We start from the raw sequence: 22813 nt of genomic DNA, 5'->3' as shown, positions 1-22813 counted from the left end.
GATTTATTCAACAAAGCCTTTGCAAATACCTACTGCCTGCCGCTCCGCAAAGTACAAATTCTTTCAGCCATCAGCAGGTCACCGCGACAATGATAAAAACGCTCATCTGGTTACTTTCTCTGACTTCTCTTTCTGCATCTGCGTTTACTGCGCTGCAATGTGGGCCATTCGATCTCAAAGCCGGCCAGAAGGGGACGGTCACGGTTAACGGCGTCAACGCGAAGATTAAGAGCACCACCTTTCTTAAGGCTAAAGACGATTACGATAACGTGAAACTGCACTGGCGGGTCAAAAACGCCAAAGCGCCGGGCATGATTGATATGGATCTGGTGACCCGTCAGGGCAAATCGCTATTAGATGCTGAGATCGTCCGCACCAGCCAGAGTCAGATAAAGATTCGCGGCAGTTACGACTGCGAAAAGAAATAACGGACGCGGCAGGGCGGCAAAGATTCAGTCTTGCCGCCCTGCGAATAGGGCCAGTCTATGCAAGGCGGTACCGGTGACCCTGGCAACGCAGCCGGCTCGGCCGGTCGCTGAAACGAACACCGATTGAAATCGGCGCTGCGTTACTTAATCAAATGACCTAAACGGTGCTGGTTATCGACCAGCCACTGCGGGAAATGCTCGTTTGTCACTGGCAGAATTTGCATTTTGCGTGGACGATTCCAGATATCAATATTATTTTCCACACAACGACGGATATGATCCGGATTGTTAAATTCCGGCCGATCATGCTCCGTATGGGATATGCTGGACATTTTTTCACTGATTCGTTCATCGCTCATCACCCAGGAAAAATGCCATCCACCCTGTTTAATCACCCGGGTGCGATAGTTGAGCCATTTCCAGCGAAACCAGTTTTCACGTATCGGGGTGCCACGGCGTTTCACATTGCGCAGTAGTTCCGGCTGCCCATCGAAGAACTGACACAGCGTTTTATAGGTCACCATTTTAGCCAGAGTGGCGCAGCGAGGTGTGTTGTCGTCATTTAACACACGCACGTTAAATTTAAAATTGAAATATTGCTGATGCAATGTGGTGCATAAATGACGATAGCTGAATTGCTCAATCGCCTGGGGTAATGGGATTTCATCCACGTCTGACACAATAATGATGTCATCGTCCTGCGCGTCTGTCAGGCCCCGCATAATTGTGTTACGTGCAATGGTTTCATTTTCCCATGGGTCGGTTTCGCCCGCGTTGACTATGGAGCTGTTTGATTTAAAAGCCTGTTGATGAAAAGTGGGCACCGCATCATTCACCACATAAATAATCTTATCGCGGAAGCGGCTGAACTTTTCGATATCGAAATGGAGATTCTCGCGTTTCTTGCCGGTGAAGGTGTAAAGCGATTCAACAATAACAAACCGGTCAACGACATGCTCAAGGGTGTTTAACCGCATCTCCAGCAGAAGGTCTTCGTCGTAGTATAAAAAACAATCATAAATCATCAGGGTAACAACGCACTAAAGAATAAACGTGCTTAAACTATCAGAGCAATCTGTCAAAATGAAGCACAAAAAGCCAAATTCGTGACCCTGCCTTTGCGGTTTCTTAGCAAAAAGCATCTGATCCGCCGCAAATTGAGCGGATGGCATACTGATTCAGACTGTTTTTTTACACTCAGCGATCGTGACCGCAACCGATGCGCTGATATCGGTTGCGTGCGGGTCATAATAAAAATGGGCGCTGGTTTCGCTGTGAATAAATTTTGTTATTTCGATCCCGGCGATAACGGTACCGTCACCTTGTTAAAGGATATAGCGTTGTGTCCCGCCAGGTAGCGGATGTCCTGATCCAGAGAAAGAGGCTGGGTGATGGCAGCAGAGTCGAGGCAGGGCTGCACCTGGTCAGAATGCGCATTAAAACAGGGGGGCTTACGTTGCGGATCGAATCCTGCCCAACCGGTATCCAGACAGCCGACCATCACTAATAAAAGGAGTAATAAGACTGCTCTTTGCATCAACTCAAACCTCATCACGTATCGGCATCATTAATACCTACTCCGCCAGCGATGAATCAGAGCCAGATTCAGCGCATTGCCGCGCCAGACCCTGCACAGAATCGCCTGAACTATACTTACCTTTTTTCAACGAGGAGGATGCAATGATCAATCTTCAAGAGATGAACGAGAAAATTCATCAGGTATTGCAGGCCGATGAAGCGTCAGGGTTTACTCAGCAGACCGCAGAGCGGGTATTAGCAGTAGTGAAATCTTACTGGCAGGAGGGTGATGAAACGATAAGAAATGACATCACGCAGAAACTGTCCCGTCTGGAAAAATCGGGCGTTCCATTTCCGGAAAATTATCTCGATACGCTGTAACCTTCCGCGAACCCACAATGCGCCCCTGAGTGGGGCGCGATGTTTGCACTACTGAGCTTTGTAGGGATCTTTTTTATCATCCTGACTGTCATCGTTCTTGCGCGGCACTTCGCCATGATCTTTCGGTGCATCGGTGGCGGGATGATCGTCCTCTTCATACGCATTGCCGACATGGGGGGCCGCTTCGGGCAGGCTTTTGCTGACTTCACCTTCGTGTTTACGTTCTTCGTTAGTTTTATGTTTAAACATACTTCACTCCTTTTTTTTCTGTCTGTTAAGTTTAGACCAGCCGACAGAAGCTGGCAGGCGGGTCCGCGCTCAGATAAAAAAAGCCCGCACGAAGCGGGCTGAATCGGAGTTTTCTCTCGTGTGCTGCACGGCTTTTTTCGTTGCGTGTCAGTGTGTAGCCGGAACATGCTAACGGTGTAAAACCTGTGCGGGAATGGACAAATCTGTTATCTGGCGTGCGGCAGGTCACAAATTAATCGATTAATAAATTCGATTGAACGGATTGATAAAAAGCATATAGTGACCTGCGTTACCAGGAGATAGAAAATATGTTACGAGACTATTTAAAGATTGAAGCTGACGATCAGTTGATAAAAAACGGAACTCTGAGCCTGAAAAATCGCGGTCAGGAAGAGGTGACTGAGTGGACCATCATCAGCCCGCAAGGCGTCAAAAAAGGCGGCGTGACCCTGTTCGACAAACTGAGCACCCGCCGTTCATGGTGTGTCGGTTATCGCATCACGCAGACCGATCTGCACGGCAATGTTGTGGTGGATAAGCTCACTGACGCATTGTAAGTTGCCTGACTTTTGCCGTAGTAAAATGTGTAATTTGAAGGAATTGACCCGCAGCGTAGCGGGTTTTTTTATGCCCGCTAACGGTAACGGCGCAGTTCGACCAGCGTGCCAGCCAGCTTAAGACCATCACGACCGGAGTGCAGCAGTGGAAAGTCGATATTCTCCGGTGCCAGTTCAAACTGAGTGATGCCGCCTTCCGGTGTGCGCAGTCGATAAGTACGCAGCAGCGCAATGTTTTGCTGCAACGCCAGTACGCTATCACCGGGCAGCGGTGATACTGCCGGATCGATGATCACCACATCATTCCGCATAATGGCAGGCGTCATGGCGCGATCCTCAACCCGCAGAGCAAAACTCTGTTGGGAGAGCGCCATGTCATTATGCATCAGCAAATCAAACTTTACCGTACTGGCGTCATTGAGCCACTGGACGACGTCGCGCTGGTTCAGTAACGGAATCTGATGCAGGCCGGCAAATCCGCTTTCGCTAAAAACAGGGCCATCGCCATCTATCAGATAGGCCGGTGCGCAACCCAGCGATTCTGACAGCCGCAGCAGGTTCTCACCGCGCGGTAATGTTTCCTCTTTTTCCCATTGTGAAATAGCCACATGGGACACTTTTACCTGTTCCGCCAACTGCTTCTGCGTTAATCCCAGGGTTTTTCTTCGGTGGCGAATACGGTCGCCCAGCGTTTCATTTTTCATTGGCTTGACATTCAGGTTAAGAATGACTTAAGTATACTTAACCCTGGTATTTAAGCAATCTTAAATTTCAGGCAGGGGACGTGCCTGTTGTTGCACGCCGTTGTGTTCCAGTGACCTTACCGGGTAGAGGGGTGTGGCATGGAAAGTAGTTTGATTACCAGTATGGGTGCGTTGGTTTTGGGTGGAGGCGCGGCGGCACTGTTCTGGAAACCGTTATTGGCAGGTATTGCCTCAATTGTGACCAGTAATCGAGCCGGTGGCGAAATTATAACCAGTTATAAAGAGCAGGTGGTGTTGCTGAAGGAAAGCAACCTGCGGATACGAGAAGAGAACGATGAGCTACGCGAACGGCACGATAAAAATTTGCGGCGTATCTCCATGCTCGAAACCGATCTCAGGCTCATCAAGAATGCGTTAGGGATTTTGCTGGCCATGACTGAGGCCGACCACAGCGATAAATTTCGCAACGAGGTCGATCGCCTTATCTCAACTCTGGAGGATCGCAGCGATGGTATCGATAAATAGTCCTGTTTTACCCACGTTACACAAGCGCAAAATTATTCTCGGCGGCGTAATGCTGGGTTGCTCCATGATCTGCGTGCTGATGACGATTCTGTTTCTTTATGTCAGCAATACGGCTAACCGGCGAGTGGCAGAGATTCGGCAGGAGTATCGCAATATCGCAGCGATGCGAGATGCCCGGGTCGATGTACTGACAAATCAGGTGGCGTCGTTACAGCGCAAACTTGATGCGTTACCGGACCGTACGGCGAGCAAAACGGTGGATAAGGTAAAAGAGGTCGTTATCGAGAAGGAAGTCTCACCCGCGCATTCGGAACCTAAGCCATAACTTCCGATTATTCTTAGTGCGGCTTCGCTATTATCGACTATTTTTAAATCGTAGGGCGACATTTTCTTTCGCGTTTTATCGCGAAGAAAAGGCCCGCAGACTGGCCGGTTGATGAACCGCTACGCCAAATCACTTTGGATAACTAACCAGAAGGACATTTAGCATGAGCGATTCAACAGAAACCAAGAGCAAAAATGATTATCTGCGTGATGTCACCTCTCAGTTGAAAGAGATGCGCCACTATGCGCAGACCAATACCGAGACGCTGTCAGCACATTGGTTAGCTTTCGATGCGGGTGAATACAAAGATAAGGTTAACGCCGATCGTATCGATGCGCTACTCAATAAGCAGGGTAAAATGCTGGAAGATCTGGATGCCGCTATTCAGGACATTGAGATTGAAATTAATCACAGCGAGCAGGAGAGTTAAGTCATCTCCCGCTAACTGATGCGGTGGCCATTAAAGGATTAATCGGCCACCAGCCACATTTCCGCTTCGTCAAACATCTCTTCAACTATCCGCGCAATCGTCGCTTTGTCGTTCTTACTCAAATCAGTATCAATAGCGTTACGTTCCATCGGTTTGACCTTAACTTCAATGTCAGGAAACACCCGATGCACGCGCTTTTCCAGCTCTTCGAGAATCATCTCGCGCGCGCCTGGTAAACCGGCTACGTTACGCTTGTCATAAATCAACTCAACAAACATGATGGCAATCCATTCAGGGCAAAATCGCTGGGATATAATACTGTAAATAAAAACAGTAGCAAGGTGGTGCGCCCGATTCCGGGAAATTTTTTTATGTCATGCCGAACTGCATCTTGCTCTGGCTTATTGCTGCCTCATCACGACATAATGGCAGCTCAAACATCAGGAGAAGTGCGATGCGACAACTGGTCATTGATATTCTGCTTAAACTGGCAAAGATGGACGTCGACGCGAAAGAGCTGACCGCACAGCTTGAAGCGCAATCGCTGCTCGTTGCTGCACTACTGGTGCAGGCCAAACAGGACAATACGCTGACGATTAGTGAGACGGTTCAGGATGCGATTGTGACGGCGTCGCGTTCGTCGACCGACTTTTTGCAGTCTGACGTTGACCTGCTGCTGACGCACATTAATCGTCTGCTGGCAGTGGCAAAATATGTGGAAGTAAAAGGAAAGATGGCAGAAGAGGAGTAGCTGAAGATAAAAAATTCGCCTCTGGAAGTGGAAATCCAGTAACACCTCCAGAGGCAGTGCAAAAGCACTATTCGTTCAAGGACAATCACGACCGAAGTCGTAGGATTAAGTTATACACTTTCATCGTCCCTGTACAATTTTATCGGTGGTAAAACTACTGGTTGGAGGTGTATATAAAATACACTTTCCAGTTCCGCCTCATCAGAGTTCGTTTTTAATGCAAAACTCTTCCCAGCTCATCCCCAGTGATTCAGCATGTGATTTGAGGTAAGTCTCGATCGCCTCAGCCGCCACCGCTTTATCAGGCTCAGCCAGCTGGATGGAAAAGATCATTCCATCCAGATTTTTCTGACGTAAAAAAGCCGCATAGATGCGTTCAGCATGCCATTCACGCAGCTGACGCAGGGAAAGATTGGCCGCGCGGGCGTCGCTTTCAGTCAGCTCATCCAGTGCTGCCTGGAAATCGGGATGGGCGGTAAAGAACATGTCGCGCGCCTGCGCGTAATACGCTTCTGGAGTTTTCATTGCCGGATTCCTGAATATCTGTTGCAGCCCGCCAGTGTAGCGGGTTGCGTCAGCGTTGTCAGGAAGCGATGCCGTGGCGTTGCGGAACACCACTCCTGATGCCCCGGCTAAGCGTAAAGACTTTACGCAAGGCGATTAAAAAACGCGCCGGGCGCGGCTGGCTCAGCCGGATAACTTGCGCACTGACGTGGAAAAATTATAACGTAGCCGCCATTGACGCGATCTTAGGGATTAAACATGAAAAAGTGGATGCTGATTGCCACGCTGGCACTGGGTGGTTGTGCGCAAATCAACGATTATGACAGTGCGGTGCAAACGCGGCGCCGGCGAATCTTCAGGGTAACTGGCAAACCGTCGGGCCTCAGGGAAAACTGATAAGCGATCAGGCCATTGGCACGCTTATTGTCAATGCGGATGGCAGTACGCTGGATTGCCGTCAGTGGCAGCGAGTGATTGCTAAGCCAGGCAAACTGGCATTGCTGAGCGGTGATTACGTTAACGTAACGCGTCAGGTTCGGGTGATGCCACTGGTGATTGATAATGGTGAACTGAACTATGACGGGCTGACGCTGCGCAGAGTAGATCGTCCGACCGTTGAGTGCCAGCATGCGCTGGAGGAAGTGGCGAAGCAGCCAAAAGCCGCCATCATTCAGAATATTGAACCGCAGTTGCTGCGTACCCGCATCACGGATAACAATGCGGCGGCTTCATCACAATAATATGATCTGGCAGGGCCATAGCCCTGCCAGAATATGCACTACTCTGCGACGACCCAGACGCTGACGCTGCCAGCATTACAGACAAAGACCGTATTACCCTGATCGTCAGCGGTAACCGTCTCTCCACGATTTGCCAGATGATCGCGCCATACCTTGCCGGCATAGCCTTCACCCATTGCCACGGTTTTTTCACCCGCATCGCCATTCGACATGATCACCACACAGCCCGGCTGCGTTTCGGTTCCGCTGCGGCTAAAGGCGACGCAGTTAGGATGATCGAAATAGTCGGTCTGTAGGCCCCAGCCATACTGCTGGCGCGCCCGGATCAACCCTTCCAGCTCTGGGATCACCGGCATCTCAATCTTATGCTTCTCACCGTCGCCACCGGTATCTTCGTAACTGGCGCCGAACAGGTCAGGATAGAAAATGGTCGGTACCCCTTGCTCACGCAGCAGGATCAGCGCGTAGGCCAGCGGTTTAAACCAGGCTTCTACCGGCGCTTCCAGCGATTGCAGCGGCTGGGTATCGTGGTTGGCGACAATCGTCACCGCATGCCAGGGATCGGCCACCACCAGCGAGTTGGCAAAGATCTGACTCAGATCGTAATCGCTGCCTGCGGTTGACGCCTGATGGAAGTTCATGTGCAGTGGTGCATCAAACAGCATGGTTTTACCTTCCACCTGATGCACATACTCCTGCAGCTTGTCGGTTTCAAACGACCAGTATTCCGCGACGATGAACATCGGCTCTTCGGCCACTTCCTGAATGTGATCGATCCAGGCTTTATAGAACCATGCCGGGATATGTTTCACCGCATCCAGACGGAAGCCGGTGCACGGCACTTGTTCCATCACCCAGCGTGCCCAGTATTTCAGCTCTTCGCTCACCGCTTTATTGCGGAAATCGATGTTCGCGCCCATCAGATAGTCGAAGTTACCCAGCTCATTATCCACCTGGTCGTTCCAGCCTTCGGCGGTGTAATCATTAATGATTTTGAAGACGCCGTTTTCATCCGGATTTTCGATATGGTCGACGCCGCTAAAGCATTTATGATCCCAGACGAATTTAGAATATTCACCGGCGCGCACCGGGAAGGTAAACTTCGTCCAGGCTTCGCATTCCACCACCTCGTCATAAATTTCATCACGGTTGTCCGGATTGACGCGGTTGATGAGGATCTGCTCTTTTTCATCGGCACCCATTTTATGGTTGAGTACCACGTCCAGCAGCACGCCGACGTTGTGGCTGCGCAAGGCCTCTACTGCCGCCAGTAACTGCTGTTTATCGCCATATTTGGTGGCAACGCTGCCTTTCTGATCAAATTCACCAAGGTCAAACAGGTCATAGCTGTCGTAACCAACCGAATAGCCACCCGATTCCCCTTTATAGCTCGGCGGCAGCCAGGCCATGGTGATACCGATTTCACTGAGCCAGGCCGCGCGATCGGCGATTTCCGGCCACAGTTTGCCGCCATCCGGATAATACCAATGGAAAAACTGTAATAACGTCGGGTTTTGCATCTACTGCACTCCAGGGGATGATGAGCATCAAGTATGGAGTAAGCGGCAGAAAAGAGGCGCCGCGCAGAGAAATAAATCTGGCGGCGGGAGTGAGCAGAAATCAGGAGAGGGTTTCGCGCGGCACCATCACAACACCGCCTTGCTTACCGTAGGCAGAAAGTACCGATTTCTGGCGCGCATTCTGGCCGACCAGCGAGGCCAGCTCGTCCATCCGCGCCTGCAGCAGGCGTTTCACTTCACTCTCGTTATCCAGAATATGACGCAATACCGGGCGCAGCTGCTCCTGAACCTGAACAGACGGGGCGGCAGCTTCTGTCGATTGTGCTAACGATTGCACCGCATTGACATACTCCATCTCCCTGCTGATCAATTCATCCCATTCGCCTTGCGCTGCATGACGCAGCATTCCCTGGCTGAGATCGAGTAACTGTTGGTAAACGGCAAGCAGATGCGGTGCAATAGTCATTAAACGGCGTCCTGAATCAGGTTAGGTTGAACCACTTCTTTCCACGCGTCGGAGATGTTGCGCAGTAAGCCTTCGACTTCTTCGATAGCTTCTGCATCATTGTGCAGGTTGGCCTGCAGCAGACGACGCGTCATGTAGTTATAAAGACCCAGCAGGTTGTCTGCCAGTTCATCACCACTGTTTTCACTGAGGCCCTGTTTGAGGCCCCCTTCAATGATATTGATGGCTTTAGAAATTGAATTACCTTTGCCTGCAATATTGCCATCCTGCATAAACAGGCGAGCGCGAATCAGCGCGCTGAGCGCGCCATCAAACAGCATAACCACCAGCTGGTGCTGGCTGGCGCTCATCACGGCGCTTTCCACGCCAATTTTTGCATAGGCTTTGGTGCCTGTAGCGCTGTACATGGTCACTCCTTACGATTTGGAACTGCTTGACGTCATATTGTCAAACTGCTGAGTCAGGTAACTACTGGTGCTGTTGAGGGAACTCATCGTCACATCGAGCTGGGTAAATTGCGCCTTATAGCGGGCAATCAGGTTGTCGATGCGAGTGCTCATTTTGTTGTACTGATCGGTCAGGCTGTTGAGCGTCTTGCTCACGCCATCCTTCGCCGCCTGAATGATGCCGGTTGATGAGAGCCAGCCGGTCAGGTTTGTCGCGATTTTGGTGGTGATGCCGGTGGTCTTGCCGTCACCGATCATCATCTCTTTAATGCCGTCCGGATCTTTATCTAAGGCGGTTTTCAGCGCGGCAGAATCCAGCTTCAGTTCGCCAGTGGTGGGATCGGAAGAGATACCAATCTGCGCCAGGGTTTTATAGTTTGAACTGCTCGCTGAGTTAGTCAGCAGGCCTTTTAACTGCGTCTGGATGGTGCGCAGCGTACTGTCGCCAACCAGCGCGCCGTTGCTGGAATCCTGCGCATCAGTACCAGCATCAACTGCGGTATATTTGGTCAGGCTGTTGAACTGATCGAGCAGGGCATTGTAAGCATCGACAAAGTCAGACAGCGCCGTCGTCACCTTGCTGGTGTCTTTGGCGACGGTCAGCGTCTGGCTGGTCGTAGTGACATCTTTCAGATTAAGGGTAATGCCCTCCAGGGCATCACTGATGGTGTTACTGCTGTTGGTGATGGCAACATTATTTACCGTCAGCTGAGCATCCTGTGCCGCCACGCTCAGATCCATTGGATTGTCTGCATCGGTTTTAGTGGCATCAAAACCCACAACGCTTTGCAGCGTATCGTCGCCAGTCACGGTCACAGACGAGACCGCATATTTCTCACCGGTTTTCGCCGCCGTTAATGAGAGCCGATATTCACCATCGCCCGATTTAATGATGCTGGCGCTCACGCCGGCACCCGCTTTATTGATTGCGTCACGCATACCGCTCAGCGAGGTCTGATCGCTGGTGAGCGTAATATCTTTACTGGTGCCGTCAGCCAGCTTGATAGAGAGCGTACGGCTGGCCGCTGAGCTGTCGCCCAGTACGGCGGTGTTGCTGCTCTGCACGCCGGAAGTCAGGGTTTGTGCCTGCGCCAGCTTCGACACGCTAATGGTATAGCTGCCGGCCACGGCGCCGCTCGCGGTGGTGGCGCTGAAGGCGCTGCCGGTGCTGGTGGCGGTGGTGGAGCTAAACAGATCGGCGCTGTTCAGCGCGGTATTCGCCGTCTGAAAGGTCGTCAGCGCGCTGGAGAGCGTACCGTAAGCGCTGAGCTTAGCGGTATAGGCGCTCTGCTGGGTTGAGATCGGTGTCAGCGACGCTTTTTCAGATGCCTGCAAATTATCCAGAATCGTACTTAAATCGAGTCCTGAACCGATACCCAGGGTGGAGATAGTAGCCATGTTGCTTCCTTTATATGGTCGACACGGAGTTTGAATACCTGAGTTATCGGCCTTGATGGAGGAAAGTTTAAGGTTATTTGCCTTAGGGTAATGAGGTAAATAGGGCATATAGAGAAGGGTATTTCAACGACTAGAAAATTAATCAATTAAGTCTAAAGAAGTGCGGCAGGGTGGCGATAACCAAAAGCGTGACAGGTTGAAGCAAAAAAAATTCGCCTGGTACTAAAAAAATTCTAAAGGTTGTTTAACGGCAGACGATAACAACTTTGACGGCGCTGAAGCCGGCGGGTTGAAGCCCACACCTTAACCGAAAGACTTGATTAACAGGAAAATTTATCATGGCCCAAGTCATTAATACCAACAGCCTCTCGCTGATCACTCAGAACAACATCAACAAGAACCAGTCAGCTCTGTCTACTTCTATCGAGCGTCTGTCTTCTGGTTTACGTATCAACAGCGCAAAAGATGACGCTGCTGGTCAGGCGATTGCCAACCGTTTCACCTCTAACATCAAGGGTCTGACTCAGGCTGCGCGTAACGCCAACGACGGTATTTCAATGGCTCAGACCACTGAAGGCGCACTGTCAGAAATCAACAACAACTTACAGCGTGTTCGTGAGTTAACCGTTCAGGCCACCACAGGTACTAACTCAGATTCCGACCTGACTTCAATTCAGGATGAAATCACTTCTCGTCTGGATGAAATTGACCGTGTGTCAGGTCAAACTCAGTTCAACGGCGTGAACGTACTGTCTAAAGACGGCTCCCTGAAAATCCAGGTCGGTGCCAATGATGGTCAGACTATCTCAATTGACCTGCAAAAGATTGATTCTTCTACTTTAGGTCTGTCCAAGTTTAACGTACAGAACGCACAGACCATTGGTAAGACAACAATAACTAATACCTTCGCTGACAGCGCTACCAATATCGATGTCTCAGGCTTAGTTACTGGTCTGGATACTGGTGCTACTGCTTCCCCTATTACTTTCGATAATACTAGCGGTAAGTACTATACCACCGTTTCGGGTTCTGCTACCGGAAGTCAAAACTCGTCATACGAAGTGAACGTTCCTGCTGGCGGTGCTGCGTCTCTGAGCACGGCTGTGGGAAGCATTCCGGCAACCGCTAATGCGAATGTTACTAAAGTACAGACTGGTACAGCGATCAACACTACTGCTGCAGCAGCAAGTTTGGTTGCAGCTGGCGTAACTGGGGCAAATGCAGGTAACACCTCATTGGTTAAACTGACCTCAACTGATTCAAGCGGAAAAGTGTCCGATGCGGGCTATGCCATTGCTAATGGCGATAAACTGTACAAGACCGACTATAACGGAACTACCAATACAAACGTTGACGCAACAACTGTTAACTACACCGATAAAACAGGTGCTACCGCAAAAGGTGCCGTAGAACTGGGTGGTGTTGATGGTCAGACCGCTATCGTTACTGTTGATGGCAAAAGCTATGCCGCGGACAAAGTAAACGGTCACGATTTTAAAAATGGTTCAGAGTTGAGCGAAGTTGCCAGCGCGGCTAGCACAGATCCACTGGCTAAACTGGATGCAGCTATCTCCCAGATTGACAAATTCCGTTCAAGCCTGGGTGCGGTACAGAACCGTCTGGATTCAGCGGTCACTAACCTGAACAACACCACTACTAACCTGTCTGAAGCACAGTCTCGTATTCAGGATGCTGACTACGCGACCGAAGTTTCAAACATGTCTAAAGCGCAGATCATTCAGCAGGCGGGTAACTCAGTGTTGGCTAAAGCTAACCAGGTTCCACAGCAGGTTCTGTCTCTGCTGCAGGGCTAATCGCTCTCCCTCTGAACATAAACCCCGCTTCGGCGGGGTTTTTTTATGCCTGCGATTAGCCGTTTTTTAGCGGTTTCTCCGCCTATCAATTGTTGCCCGCCGATTTTTTAACCTGACACCGTGCCGCATTCTGGTAAGTGCCTCTGTTGAGCAGGTAAATAAGAGACAAATATCATTGTCGTTAAACCGCAAATTGTCAGTGCCTTAAATGTATTGGCAGCGAATGCCGCGAGCATTGTTGTAAAGGCTGGGATATCCCCCTCGATAAGTCGACGGTCAATCGTTATCTGAAATCTTTCCGGATTGAAATTAAGACGCTGGATCATCATGACCCGAAAAAGCCATGCCAGCTGGGGAGTCATGAAGCTTAATGCTTCAGGTAATTGTGCTTTTATGGATGAGAACGGGTTGTGTTAAGTCCACGCAACATTAGGTGAATCGGCATTAAATCCTACCTGTGCCACCTATCCAGGAGCAGCGAATACTTTTAAATCCGAGCAGCAAAGTACCCTCGCGTTATCCTGCCCGGAAGCCACACGACAGCTCTTCGCCTCGCCCGATGCGATGCTGTTCGGGGAAACGCTCAGACGTCTGCCAGAAGGCTTTAAGGCGAAGGATCTTGATCAGGAGAAAAAGCTTCTTGATTTGATGTGTCTCAACATTGTTAAGTTCAGCGGCGTTCAGCTTGATGAGGCGCTCTACGCGCTGGCCAGTTTCCTGCTGGGCGTGGAGAAAGTGAACGCAAGCGAGGATCGGGTTGCGCAGATGGAGCACTATTTTTCTCAAACGCTGGCGGGTTTAGAGCAGGGGGAAATCAGGCAACAAATTGCACAGTTGAAGCCAGATTACAATTTGCAGTGGTCACTGCTGTTAAGGCTTCAGAGCTATCTCGGAGTCATGACGGATAAGCGCGGCTGGCCCACACTGCATCATTACGTTAATAAGCTTATCTATATTCAGGCGGAAGGGGCAAAAACCGAAAGCGTCCAACCGACAATGATCCAACTGGATAACGTCTGGCAGGAAAAAGTGATGCCGTGGCTCGCCGAGCGTCCATGGATAATGAACAATTATATTCAGTACCGTATTTATGATGATTTCTTCCCTAACGATGAAAGCCGCAGCCCGTTACTGAGCCTTTATCTGCTGACGGCGGAATGGTTTTTACTCAAGTCATTGATTGCCGCGAATGTTGAACTGATCGGTAAGGTAGATGAAGAGGATATTATCAATATCATTTATAGCTACCATTCGATCACCAGGCACACTGCGCAATCTGCCACTGCCTTCATCGCAGAAATCAATAAAACCAAAGTCAACGATGATCTATCACTGCTGTTATTATTGAAGTAAATTATGCCCCGCGTTAGCGGGGTTTAATTATAAAATTCGCAAATGAGACTAATTTCTCTGCGCTCAGTGCGACTTAATGTTTTTAAATCTTCAATGTTAAACCTGAGAACGGTATGCTTGTTGCTTCAGACATAATCAGTTACCAGAGCATAAAATAACCCCGTAATGAAAACCTTCATTATCAACCTGGCGTCATCCACTGAACGCCGCGCGATGATTTCCGCGCAGTGCCATATGGCAGGGATAGCCTATGAGTTTATCGATGCCGTTAACGGTAAACAGCTAAGCCAAAAAGAAATTTCCCAGCATACGCGGCCGGTTAACTATGCGTTTAAAGCCGGTGAAATAGGCTGTGCATTGAGCCATATCAATATTTACCGGAAAATGGTTGCTGAAAACATTGCGCAGGCATTGATTCTGGAAGATGACGCGCTGCTAACTGAACAGTTACCGGAAATATTAAACAGTCCCGCATTACAGTTGCCAGAAAATAGCCCTGTGCTGGTGCTGTTATCACAAGTTAATAAATATGTTAATAAGGTTGTTGCGCCGGTTACTTCAGTCGCCAGTTTATATCCGGTACACAGTGCGACCACGTCTCATGCCTATGTGATTAATCTCGACGCCGCCAGACGACTGCTGAAGCTGCTCTATCCGGTCTGGATGGCCGCGGACAAATGGTGCCTGTTCGAGGAGTTGGGTGCATTCCGTTTACTGGCGGTCTGTCCTGCGCCGGTATTGCTGCACGAGGTGGCGCAGCACACGACGATCCAGCAGATTGATGACGTGGAAAACCACGACAGAAAAAAACGCCAGATCTGGGACAGGTTAATGACGATGCGTCCGGTAAAAGCAAAATTGCGTCATCGTTACCGTCGGGCAGTGGTGCCGCTATTTCATCCGATTGTTGATGTCAAAGGCAGACTAAACCGTTCCATTCACTGATTCCTCTGCGGGCGCTGTCCCGCCATCCTCAACGCGTGGGGCGGCAGCGTACGCTGAATGCCCCGCTGATGCAGCGTGACGGTCTCGCCGCCGCGCCGCCGTAATCGAATACCCCGTTACAGTTCCCCTCCAGCCTGCCGATAACTCCTTGCAGAACAACATCACTTTTGATCCATTTTCCTTATTTGTGGAGTGTCTATGCGCTTCAATTACGACTTGTTACCGGGTGAGCGGCTGACTTTTGACGAGATCGCGCTGCGTTATGCCCAGCAGTACCCTGAGGAGAAAGAGCTGACGGCGCGGGCGTTACTCAGTCCATCGACCAGCTTACGCACCCTGAAAATCCGTGCGGTATTCGCGCAGGAGGAGAGCAACAGTCCGCTGGAGGATCTGCTGTTCATCGCCAATGATAATGAACGTAAAAATTACCTGCGCCGCTTTGAACACTACCTCAAGCAAAACCTCTCATTCCTCTATTTTCGTCGCAGCGAGAAAGAGAAACGCGACAATCTGTGGAAGGTGATGGGTAGCAGTCAGGTGTTCGCGATGATCGATCCCCATTCGGCCACCGCCCAGAACCTGCTTAACAGCCGCGGCTATAAACTGGTGCTGATGTACCAGGATGAGGATGATGCCTACTGGCAGCTGTTCAACCCGCAGGCCAACCCCTGTTTTCCTCAGTCACGACGCATTCAGTTCATCGTGGTGCTGAGTACGCCACAACATAAAGTGCCGGCGGCAGTGATGCCGGGGACCGAAGTGGGGCGACGGGTCAAAGCCCGGGTGCTGCAGCGCGCCAGTCAGGCGGAGTTCAGCGCGGGCGTTAAAGCGCGTTACGGTGGTTGTGTAATGACCGGAACCCGACTCACCGACCGGCACAACTGGCCGTGGGTGGAAGCGTGCCACATCGACATACAGGAGAATGACGATGGCGTGCTGGCGGATAACAGCATCGATAACGGCTTATTTCTGCGCAGCGATTTGCAGCGGCTTTTCATCAACCGGCTGATCAGTATCGATGGTGAGTCGGGACAAATTCAGGTGCATCCGGGTGACGAGGCGCAGGAAAACATAAGCCCATATTATCAGGAACTGGATGGCCGCATCTGCACTTTGTGGTCGGCAGTACCACCCGCCACGCGTCAGCGGTTAAGGGCGCGACGCTAGTCCGCATCAGGGGGCAGAGGGATCTGTCCCTGACATAACAAAAATGAAATAACCTCGATTTACCCCGCCTATTCACCCAATCGAAAACCCTACAGAATTGGATAATCATGCCGATAACTTCATAACGCAGGGTAGTCAACGTGAACGATTTCTATACCGCCGAAGGCGTGATGGACAAGCATTCGCTCTGGCAGCGCTACGTCCCGCTGGTGCGCCATGAAGCGCTGCGCCTGCAGGTGCGTCTGCCGGCCAGCGTTGAGCTGGACGATTTGCTGCAAGCGGGTGGGATTGGCCTGTTAAATGCCGTGGAGCGTTACGACGCGCTACAGGGTACGGCCTTTACCACCTATGCCGTGCAGCGTATCCGAGGCGCAATGCTGGATGAGCTTCGCAGCCGGGACTGGGCACCACGCAGCGTGCGACGTAATGCGCGTGAGGTGGCCGGGGCAATGCATAAGGTGGAACAGACGCTGGGTCGTGCTGCCTCCGAGCAGGAAGTTGCCCAGCAGCTGAATGTTTCGATAGAGGAGTACCGGCAGATCCTGCTGGACACCAATAATAGTCAACTCTTTTCCTACGATGAGTATCGGGAAGAACATGGCGACAGTGCGGAACTGGTGACGGAAGGGCATGAAGAGGCCAACCCGCTTCATCAGTTGATGGAAGGGAGTCTGCGTGAGCGCGTCATTGAAGCGATCGAAGCATTACCCGATCGTGAAAAGATGGTGCTGACACTGTACTACCAGGAAGAACTGAACCTGAAAGAGATTGGCGCGGTACTTGATGTGGGTGAATCCCGTGTCAGCCAGCTGCACAGTCAGGCGATTAAACGCCTGCGGGCCCGACTTACGGGAGCGCGCTAGCAGTATCAGTTCCTGGCGATTCAAAAATATAAGAAACCGGGGACTCAGCAATGGGAGCCAAGACCAAGGCCAGACCGTTAAGTCGTTATCTTAAAGACTATAAACACAGCCAGAGCAACTGTTCACACTGTGGCAAGGTATTAGATCGTATGGCGCTCGTTTTTCGCGGCCAGATCATTAATAAAGAGGCCATCGCTCGGATGGATCAGATGATTGATGAGCAACTGTGGCTGAAACTTCAGCCAGAACTGACTGCGCTCTGTCGCTTTTGTAGCGATATTTTTTGTAATACCCATCCTAATTACTTCGACATTATGGCGTTCAAACAGTATCTGTTCGAACAGACAGAGATGAGCCCCAGCACCATTCGTGAATACGTGGTGCGGCTGCGTAGGCTGGACGACATGCTGAAAGCGAAAAATTTCCCGGCCGATCGGCTGCAGGGCAATAGCTGGCATCAATGTCTGGAAAGTGACCTGCCGGATGCGGGCAATAATAATTACCGTATTGCTTTGCGCAAATACGATCAGTTTTTAGGGTGGCAACAGGGCTAGATCCCTGCTGCGCACTCATTGCTCCCCCGCGTACCGCCGGTACGTCCTCGCCCTTTTCACGCTGCTGAAAAGGGCGGGGCGGGGGAGCACGCCTGTTTTGTCCGTCACCGCATCTCCCGCCACCTGAATCAGGGTGATCCTTTTCGCATCTTCTGCAACACTGTAAGGATAATTTCCAATGCCCGAATGGAGGCAGCATTGTCTTTACATCTGTTACACCAGTTTCCCCGGCTTGAGCTGTTAGGCGCGCCCACCCCGTTAGAACATCTGCCGCGACTCTCCGACTATCTCGGTCGCGATATTTTTATTAAGCGCGACGATGTTACGCCTGTCGCGATGGGCGGCAACAAACTGCGTAAGCTGGAATTTCTGGCGGCGGATGCACTGCGCGAAGGCGCTGATGTGCTGCTGACTGCCGGCGCGATTCAGTCCAACCATGTGCGGCAGACCGCTGCCGTTGCCGCCCGTCTTGGCCTGAAATGCGTTGCGCTGCTGGAAAACCCGATTGGTACCCATGCGGAAAACTACCTGAGCAACGGTAACCGGCTGCTGCTGGAGCTGATGGACGCGGAAGTCATTATGGTCGATGCGCTGACGCATCCGGCTGAGCAACTGGCGGAGCAGGCGACGCGGCTGGAAGCGCAGGGCTTCCGGCCTTACATTGTGCCGGTTGGCGGCTCGAATGTGCTGGGTGCGCTAGGCTATGTTGAGTGCGCACAGGAAATTGCTCATCAGAGCGAAGAGGTGGTTGATTTTGCCGCCGTGGTGGTCGCCTCTGGCAGCGCCGGCACTCATGCCGGGCTGGCGGTGGGTCTCGAACAGTTACTGCCCGATACCGAACTGGTGGGCATCACTGTTTCCCGTCAGGCTGAAGCCCAGCTGCCGCTGGTGGAACGTCTGCGTCAGTCACTGGCCGTGAAACTTGAAGTGCCTGCCACCGCACCGATTACCCTGTGGGACGATTACTTCGCACCACGCTATGGCGAGCCAAACGACGAGGGCATGGCGGCGGTGAAACTGCTGGCGCGGCTGGAAGGTATTCTGCTGGACCCGGTTTACACCGGTAAAGCGATGGCGGGACTGCTGGACGGCATCAGTCAGAACCGTTTCCGTCGTGAAGGTCCACTGCTGTTTATTCATACGGGCGGCGCGCCGGCGTTATTTGCTTATCATCCTTCGGTCTGAGACAAGCAAAAAAACAGTTTATAATCTTGCTGTTATCACGATAGACCGGCAGCGGGATCGCAGCGCTGCCGTTATAAATTACACACAACACAATCAATAATGGGGTGAATATGACCTTTTCTCTTGTACGTCGCCAGTTGGTGATGGGCGTAATGGCCGTGGCGCTGGTCGCGGGCGTCAACGTTAAAACCTTCGCAGCGGAAAATCTGCTGAATAAAATTAAAGAGCGCGGCACGCTGCTGGTGGGTCTGGAAGGCACTTATCCGCCGTTCAGCTTCCAGGATGAAAAGGGCAAGCTGACCGGTTTTGAAGCGGAGTTCGCGCAACAACTGGCGCAGCACATGGGCGTTAAGGCCAGCCTGAAACCCACTAAGTGGGACGGCATGCTGGCCTCGCTGGATGCGAAGCGCATTGATGTGGTGATCAATCAGGTTACCATCTCTGATGAGCGCAAGAAGAAGTATGACTTCTCTACGCCCTATACCATCTCCGGTATTCAGGCGCTGACTATGAAAGCCAACGCGGGCACCATCACCAAACCTGAGGATCTGGCAGGTAAAAAAGTGGGTGTCGGCCTGGGAACCAACTACGAACAGTGGCTGCGTGAAAACGTGAAAGGTGTGGATGTTCGTACCTATGATGATGACCCAACCAAATATCAGGATCTGCGCTCAGGCCGTCTGAACGCCATTCTGGTTGACCGCCTGGCGGCGCTGGATCTGGTGAAGAAAACCGGCGATACCATGGCGGTAGCGGGTGATGCGTTCTCCCGTCAGGAATCGGGCGTTGCGGTTCGTAAAGGCAACGATGACCTGCTGAAGGCGATCGACCAGGCTATCGCTGAGATGCAGAAAGATGGCTCGCTGAGCAAGCTGTCTCAGAAATGGTTTGGCGCGGACGTGACGAAATAATGCAGGAAAGTCTTCAACTGGTGCTGGATTCAGCACCTTTTTTATTAAAGGGCGCGCTGTTTACGCTGCAACTCAGCATCGGCGGGATGTTCTTCGGTCTGGTGCTGGGATTCATTCTGGCGCTGATGCGTCTGTCACGCTTCTGGCCGATCAGCTGGCTGTCGCGGATCTACGTCTCGATCTTCCGGGGTACGCCGCTGATCGCTCAGTTGTTTATGATCTACTACGGCTTACCGCAGTTTGGTATTGAGCTCGACCCGATTCCGTCGGCGATGATTGGCCTTTCGCTGAATACTGCGGCGTATGCCTCAGAGTCACTGCGTGGCGCGATCTCAGCAATTGAGCGCGGTCAGTGGGAAGCGGCAGCAAGTATTGGCATGACGCGCTGGCAAACTTTGCGCCGGGTGATTCTGCCGCAGGCAGCCCGCACCGCGTTGCCACCGCTGGGTAACAGCTTTATCAGCCTGGTCAAAGATACCTCACTGGCGGCGACCATTCAGGTGCCGGAGCTGTTCCGTCAGGCGCAGCTGATTACCTCGCGTACGCTGGAGGTCTTCACCATGTATCTGGCTGCCTCGCTGATTTACTGGGTGATGGCGACGGTGCTGTCAGCCCTGCAGAACCGGCTGGAGCAGCACGTTAATCGTCAGGATCAGGAGTCGAAATGAGTGCCATCGAAGTCAGAAAGCTGGTGAAATCCTTCAATGGCCAGACGGTACTGCACGGCATCGATCTCGACGTCGCGGCAGGAGAAGTGGTGGCGATTATCGGTCCCAGCGGCTCGGGTAAAACTACGCTGCTGCGCAGCATTAACCTGCTGGAAGTGCCGGACAGCGGGACCATCAAAGTGGGCGATATTACTGTTGATGCGGCACTGGCGCAGAGTAAGCAAAAAGAGCAGGTGCGCCGTCTGCGTCAGCAGGTGGGATTTGTCTTCCAGAACTTCAATCTGTTCCCGCACCGTTCGGTGATGGAGAACATTATTGAAGGCCCGGTCATCGTTAAACGCGAAGCCAGAGCGGACGCGGTGGCTCGCGCTCGTGAACTGCTGGAAAAGGTCGGGCTTCATGGCAAAGAGGAGAGTTATCCGCGTCGTCTGTCAGGCGGTCAGCAGCAGCGCGTGGCCATTGCCCGCGCGCTGGCGATGCGACCTGAGGTGATTCTGTTTGATGAGCCGACATCAGCGCTGGATCCGGAGTTGGTCGGGGAGGTGCTTAATACTATCCGCGCGCTGGCCGAAGAAAAACGCACGCTGGTCATCGTGACTCATGAGATGAGCTTTGCCCGTGACGTGGCTGACCGCGCCATCTTTATGGATCAGGGGCGCATCGTGGAGCAGGGCGAAGCAAAAGCGCTGTTCAGCAATCCGCAACAGCCGCGTACCCGTCAGTTCCTCGATAAATTTCTCAGCCAGTAATGCCGCAGCCTCCACCAGGAGGGCTGCGTTAATCTGTTTAAATATCACGATTTTTCGCTGTATAGCGTAGTGTTCATTGTCGCGAATATTCAGCGTTATCACATGTCAATAAATCACCGTTAAACCTTTTGGCACATCTGACAAATCTTTTCTTTTTATCGCATTTTGAGTGGTTTTTATTATTGCCACTTCCTCTCATTTATTTTTCCGTCATTATCAAAAAATATTATCCTTTATGCCTGCTCTGGCGTAATTAATCGCGTCAGCTTGCGGCATAACGATAAGTGTAAGGAAAGGTTCCGCTGCGTAAATAATTGTAGTAACAGGACCAGACAAGATTTTTTAAGACTTTCGCTACATCCACCATCGTTTCAATGACGAATAATCGCTGAATAACCATAAAAGTATGACTGATTTCCTCGCTTTTTCTTTTTAGCGTTCTGACCTACACAGCCGGAGTCATTGAATGAACGACACCAGAACCGAACATACCAGAACCGAACATATAGCCTGGATAAATACCCTCAAAGGGGCCTGTATATTACTGGTGGTCCTGTACCACACGGTGTTACCCGGATTTGAAGGGACACTTAAATATCTCTCTGCCGGATGGATTCCCGCCGAAATATGGGTGCAGTTTAATACGGTCCTGTCGCCGCTACGAATGCCAGCATTCTTTTTTGTTTCGGGCCTGCTGGCGACTAACGGTATTATTAACCGGCCCTGGAAGCAGGTATTTACCAGCCGTATCACCAATCTTTTTTATCTCTATATTTTATGGGGATTTATTCAGTGGTGGTCGATTGTGGGTATCTCTACCGAAATTACCGGCCAGCGCATTTCACAGAATCTGAATGCGGCCTACGCCGGTTCACTGATTGAATTTCTGAAGCTGACATTTATGGCCATGAGTACGTCATGGTATCTGTACGGGCTTGGAATCTATTTCCTCTTTGCCAAACTGTTTCGTCAATATAAGCTGGTGCTGATGGCAGCGGCAATTCTGCTGAACTATCTGGCGATCGAAAAGATTATTCCCTACTGGGGGCCACAGAGTCTGGCGCAATATTTTCTTTTCTTCCTGCTGGGGGCGTTCTGGAGCCAGACGATGCTGCGCCTGAGCGAGTGGCGTCGTGAAAACCGGATGCCGTGGGCTATCCTGGTCGCGCTGGCGGGCATTCACGTGATAATCGGTCTGGATAAGAGCCTGTTCATGTGCATTCTGGCGGTGCTGTTCAGTATCGCCGCCTGTCGCTGGCTGAATCAGCATTTCAGCATGCGTTATATAAACTGGATTGGCCGGAATACGCTGCAGATTTATGTCATACACCGTATTTTTTATCGAGTTTTTCGGCATGTCAGCGATCCTGTTTGCACAGCGACATCATCTGTTTGAGCTGGCGTGGTTTTCATTCCTCTGGGCCTGTTTCTATCCGCTGGCGATTGTTGGCCTCTGTTCACTCTGTTCAGTGGCGATCTGGTCGCTGACCAACCGTGGGTTGGGGCAGTCGCTGTTTGTGTTTCCGACACTGATGAAGCGGGAGCGAGCATCCTGATGCGCGACGGGCATTGTATCGCCTGGCAATGGGCTGGCGCTGAGTGAGGTTACGCCTGGCGGCGGGCTGGCACTGAGTATAGTTTCGCCCGCCAGGCGTTGGGGAG

Annotated in this window: 26 protein-coding genes and 3 pseudogenes; 19 read left to right on the top strand and 10 right to left on the bottom strand. The window is 51.5% G+C overall.

Annotated features, from left to right (window positions below):
* Window positions 1-428: hypothetical protein (locus tag HA41_RS17105; protein WP_244175142.1), on the top strand; the 428-nt coding region annotated here is incomplete at its 5' end.
* A gap of 140 nt (window positions 429-568) precedes the next feature.
* On the opposite strand, the gene HA41_RS17100 is transcribed toward HA41_RS17105, so the two are convergent.
* A complete protein-coding gene (locus tag HA41_RS17100; RefSeq protein WP_094121763.1) occupies window positions 569-1453 on the bottom strand; it encodes a glycosyltransferase family 17 protein in 885 nt (294 codons plus the stop codon).
* 263 nt (window positions 1454-1716) lie between these two features.
* Window positions 1717-1965: a hypothetical protein gene (locus tag HA41_RS20825; RefSeq protein WP_143807355.1), complete on the bottom strand. Its 249-nt coding sequence runs from the start codon at window positions 1963-1965 to the stop codon at window positions 1717-1719.
* A gap of 143 nt (window positions 1966-2108) precedes the next feature.
* On the opposite strand from HA41_RS20825, the gene HA41_RS17095 reads away from it, so the two are divergent.
* Window positions 2109-2327, top strand: a complete 219-nt coding sequence (locus HA41_RS17095) for a hypothetical protein (protein WP_094121762.1) — start codon at window positions 2109-2111, stop codon at window positions 2325-2327.
* A 48-nt stretch (window positions 2328-2375) separates the two neighbouring features.
* Here the strand turns inward: HA41_RS17095 and HA41_RS17090 are convergent, their stop codons facing one another.
* A complete protein-coding gene (locus HA41_RS17090) occupies window positions 2376-2576 on the bottom strand; it encodes a hypothetical protein (RefSeq protein ID WP_094121761.1) in 201 nt (66 codons plus the stop codon).
* Between the two features lie 308 nt (window positions 2577-2884).
* Between HA41_RS17090 and HA41_RS17085 the strand changes: the two genes are divergently transcribed.
* Window positions 2885-3133, top strand: coding sequence for a hypothetical protein (locus HA41_RS17085; protein ID WP_094121760.1), 249 nt, complete (start codon window positions 2885-2887; stop codon window positions 3131-3133).
* 77 nt (window positions 3134-3210) lie between these two features.
* On the opposite strand, the gene HA41_RS17080 is transcribed toward HA41_RS17085, so the two are convergent.
* Window positions 3211-3837 (bottom strand): helix-turn-helix domain-containing protein, encoded by a 627-nt coding sequence (locus tag HA41_RS17080; protein ID WP_094121759.1) that lies wholly within the window; start codon window positions 3835-3837, stop codon window positions 3211-3213.
* A gap of 138 nt (window positions 3838-3975) precedes the next feature.
* Here HA41_RS17080 and HA41_RS17075 point away from each other — a divergent pair, with 138 nt between their 5' ends.
* From HA41_RS17075 to HA41_RS17065, 3 genes are all read left to right on the top strand, one after another.
* Complete coding sequence (locus tag HA41_RS17075) at window positions 3976-4362, top strand: hypothetical protein (RefSeq protein WP_094121758.1); 387 nt, start codon at window positions 3976-3978, stop codon at window positions 4360-4362.
* Window positions 4346-4687 (top strand): hypothetical protein, encoded by a 342-nt coding sequence (locus HA41_RS17070; RefSeq protein ID WP_094121757.1) that lies wholly within the window; start codon window positions 4346-4348, stop codon window positions 4685-4687. Before HA41_RS17075 ends, HA41_RS17070 begins: the two co-directional genes overlap by 17 nt.
* Before the next feature lie 163 nt (window positions 4688-4850).
* Window positions 4851-5117 (top strand): hypothetical protein, encoded by a 267-nt coding sequence (locus HA41_RS17065; RefSeq protein ID WP_094121756.1) that lies wholly within the window; start codon window positions 4851-4853, stop codon window positions 5115-5117.
* Between the two features lie 38 nt (window positions 5118-5155).
* Here the strand turns inward: HA41_RS17065 and HA41_RS17060 are convergent, their stop codons facing one another.
* Window positions 5156-5395: a DinI-like family protein gene (locus HA41_RS17060; protein ID WP_031375086.1), complete on the bottom strand. Its 240-nt coding sequence runs from the start codon at window positions 5393-5395 to the stop codon at window positions 5156-5158.
* 176 nt (window positions 5396-5571) lie between these two features.
* Here HA41_RS17060 and iraP point away from each other — a divergent pair, with 176 nt between their 5' ends.
* Window positions 5572-5868 carry an anti-adapter protein IraP gene (gene iraP / locus HA41_RS17055; RefSeq protein ID WP_094121755.1) on the top strand — a complete coding sequence of 99 codons (297 nt, stop codon included), beginning with the start codon at window positions 5572-5574 and terminating at the stop codon, window positions 5866-5868.
* 201 nt (window positions 5869-6069) lie between these two features.
* Here iraP and HA41_RS17050 read toward each other — a convergent pair whose 3' ends face one another.
* Window positions 6070-6393: a DUF6388 family protein gene (locus tag HA41_RS17050; protein WP_094121754.1), complete on the bottom strand. Its 324-nt coding sequence runs from the start codon at window positions 6391-6393 to the stop codon at window positions 6070-6072.
* 237 nt (window positions 6394-6630) lie between these two features.
* On the opposite strand from HA41_RS17050, the pseudogene yedD reads away from it, so the two are divergent.
* Window positions 6631-7112, top strand: a pseudogene (yedD, locus tag HA41_RS17045) (lipoprotein YedD).
* A 38-nt stretch (window positions 7113-7150) separates the two neighbouring features.
* Here yedD and amyA read toward each other — a convergent pair.
* From amyA to fliD, 4 genes are all read right to left on the bottom strand, one after another.
* Window positions 7151-8632 (bottom strand): alpha-amylase, encoded by a 1482-nt coding sequence (amyA, locus tag HA41_RS17040; RefSeq protein WP_094121753.1) that lies wholly within the window; start codon window positions 8630-8632, stop codon window positions 7151-7153.
* A gap of 100 nt (window positions 8633-8732) precedes the next feature.
* A complete protein-coding gene (gene fliT, locus HA41_RS17035; protein WP_094121752.1) occupies window positions 8733-9098 on the bottom strand; it encodes a flagella biosynthesis regulatory protein FliT in 366 nt (121 codons plus the stop codon).
* Window positions 9098-9505, bottom strand: coding sequence for a flagellar export chaperone FliS (gene fliS, locus HA41_RS17030; protein WP_094121751.1), 408 nt, complete (start codon window positions 9503-9505; stop codon window positions 9098-9100). The genes fliT and fliS overlap by 1 nt, the downstream gene beginning before the upstream one ends.
* Before the next feature lie 9 nt (window positions 9506-9514).
* A complete protein-coding gene (fliD, locus tag HA41_RS17025; protein ID WP_094121750.1) occupies window positions 9515-10942 on the bottom strand; it encodes a flagellar filament capping protein FliD in 1428 nt (475 codons plus the stop codon).
* 338 nt (window positions 10943-11280) lie between these two features.
* Here fliD and HA41_RS17020 point away from each other — a divergent pair, with 338 nt between their 5' ends.
* The 11 genes and pseudogenes from HA41_RS17020 (at window position 11281) to HA41_RS16970 (ending at window position 22707) form a co-directional block, all read left to right on the top strand.
* Entirely contained in the window at window positions 11281-12756 is a 1476-nt protein-coding gene (locus HA41_RS17020; RefSeq protein WP_094121749.1) for a flagellin N-terminal helical domain-containing protein, read from the top strand.
* Between the two features lie 429 nt (window positions 12757-13185).
* A pseudogene (gene fliB / locus HA41_RS17015) lies at window positions 13186-14109 on the top strand (flagellin lysine-N-methylase); the annotation flags it as partial.
* A gap of 165 nt (window positions 14110-14274) precedes the next feature.
* Complete coding sequence (locus tag HA41_RS17010) at window positions 14275-15054, top strand: glycosyltransferase family 25 protein (RefSeq protein WP_094121748.1); 780 nt, start codon at window positions 14275-14277, stop codon at window positions 15052-15054.
* Window positions 15055-15252: 198 nt separating this feature from the next.
* The gene (locus HA41_RS17005; RefSeq protein ID WP_094121747.1) at window positions 15253-16221 is read left to right on the top strand and encodes an HNH endonuclease signature motif containing protein; all 969 of its coding nucleotides are present in this window, start codon (window positions 15253-15255) and stop codon (window positions 16219-16221) included.
* A 140-nt stretch (window positions 16222-16361) separates the two neighbouring features.
* Window positions 16362-17084: an RNA polymerase sigma factor FliA gene (locus HA41_RS17000; protein ID WP_094121746.1), complete on the top strand. Its 723-nt coding sequence runs from the start codon at window positions 16362-16364 to the stop codon at window positions 17082-17084.
* A 50-nt stretch (window positions 17085-17134) separates the two neighbouring features.
* Complete coding sequence (gene fliZ / locus HA41_RS16995; protein ID WP_031375097.1) at window positions 17135-17638, top strand: flagella biosynthesis regulatory protein FliZ; 504 nt, start codon at window positions 17135-17137, stop codon at window positions 17636-17638.
* A gap of 198 nt (window positions 17639-17836) precedes the next feature.
* Window positions 17837-18823, top strand: a complete 987-nt coding sequence (locus HA41_RS16990) for a D-cysteine desulfhydrase (RefSeq protein WP_094121765.1) — start codon at window positions 17837-17839, stop codon at window positions 18821-18823.
* Window positions 18824-18933: 110 nt separating this feature from the next.
* A complete protein-coding gene (gene tcyJ, locus HA41_RS16985; RefSeq protein WP_094121745.1) occupies window positions 18934-19734 on the top strand; it encodes a cystine ABC transporter substrate-binding protein in 801 nt (266 codons plus the stop codon).
* Window positions 19734-20402, top strand: coding sequence for a cystine ABC transporter permease (gene tcyL, locus HA41_RS16980; protein WP_094121744.1), 669 nt, complete (start codon window positions 19734-19736; stop codon window positions 20400-20402). Before tcyJ ends, tcyL begins: the two co-directional genes overlap by 1 nt.
* Complete coding sequence (tcyN, locus tag HA41_RS16975; protein ID WP_094121743.1) at window positions 20399-21151, top strand: L-cystine ABC transporter ATP-binding protein TcyN; 753 nt, start codon at window positions 20399-20401, stop codon at window positions 21149-21151. Before tcyL ends, tcyN begins: the two co-directional genes overlap by 4 nt.
* Window positions 21152-21617: 466 nt before the next feature.
* Window positions 21618-22707 (top strand): annotated as a pseudogene (locus HA41_RS16970) (acyltransferase family protein).
* Window positions 22708-22813 lie beyond the last annotated feature (106 nt).

The sequence above is a fragment of the Pantoea conspicua genome (genome assembly GCF_002095315.1).
Taxonomy (GTDB): Bacteria; Pseudomonadota; Gammaproteobacteria; order Enterobacterales; family Enterobacteriaceae; genus Pantoea; species Pantoea conspicua.
This window is presented reverse-complemented; position numbering and strand designations above follow the sequence as displayed.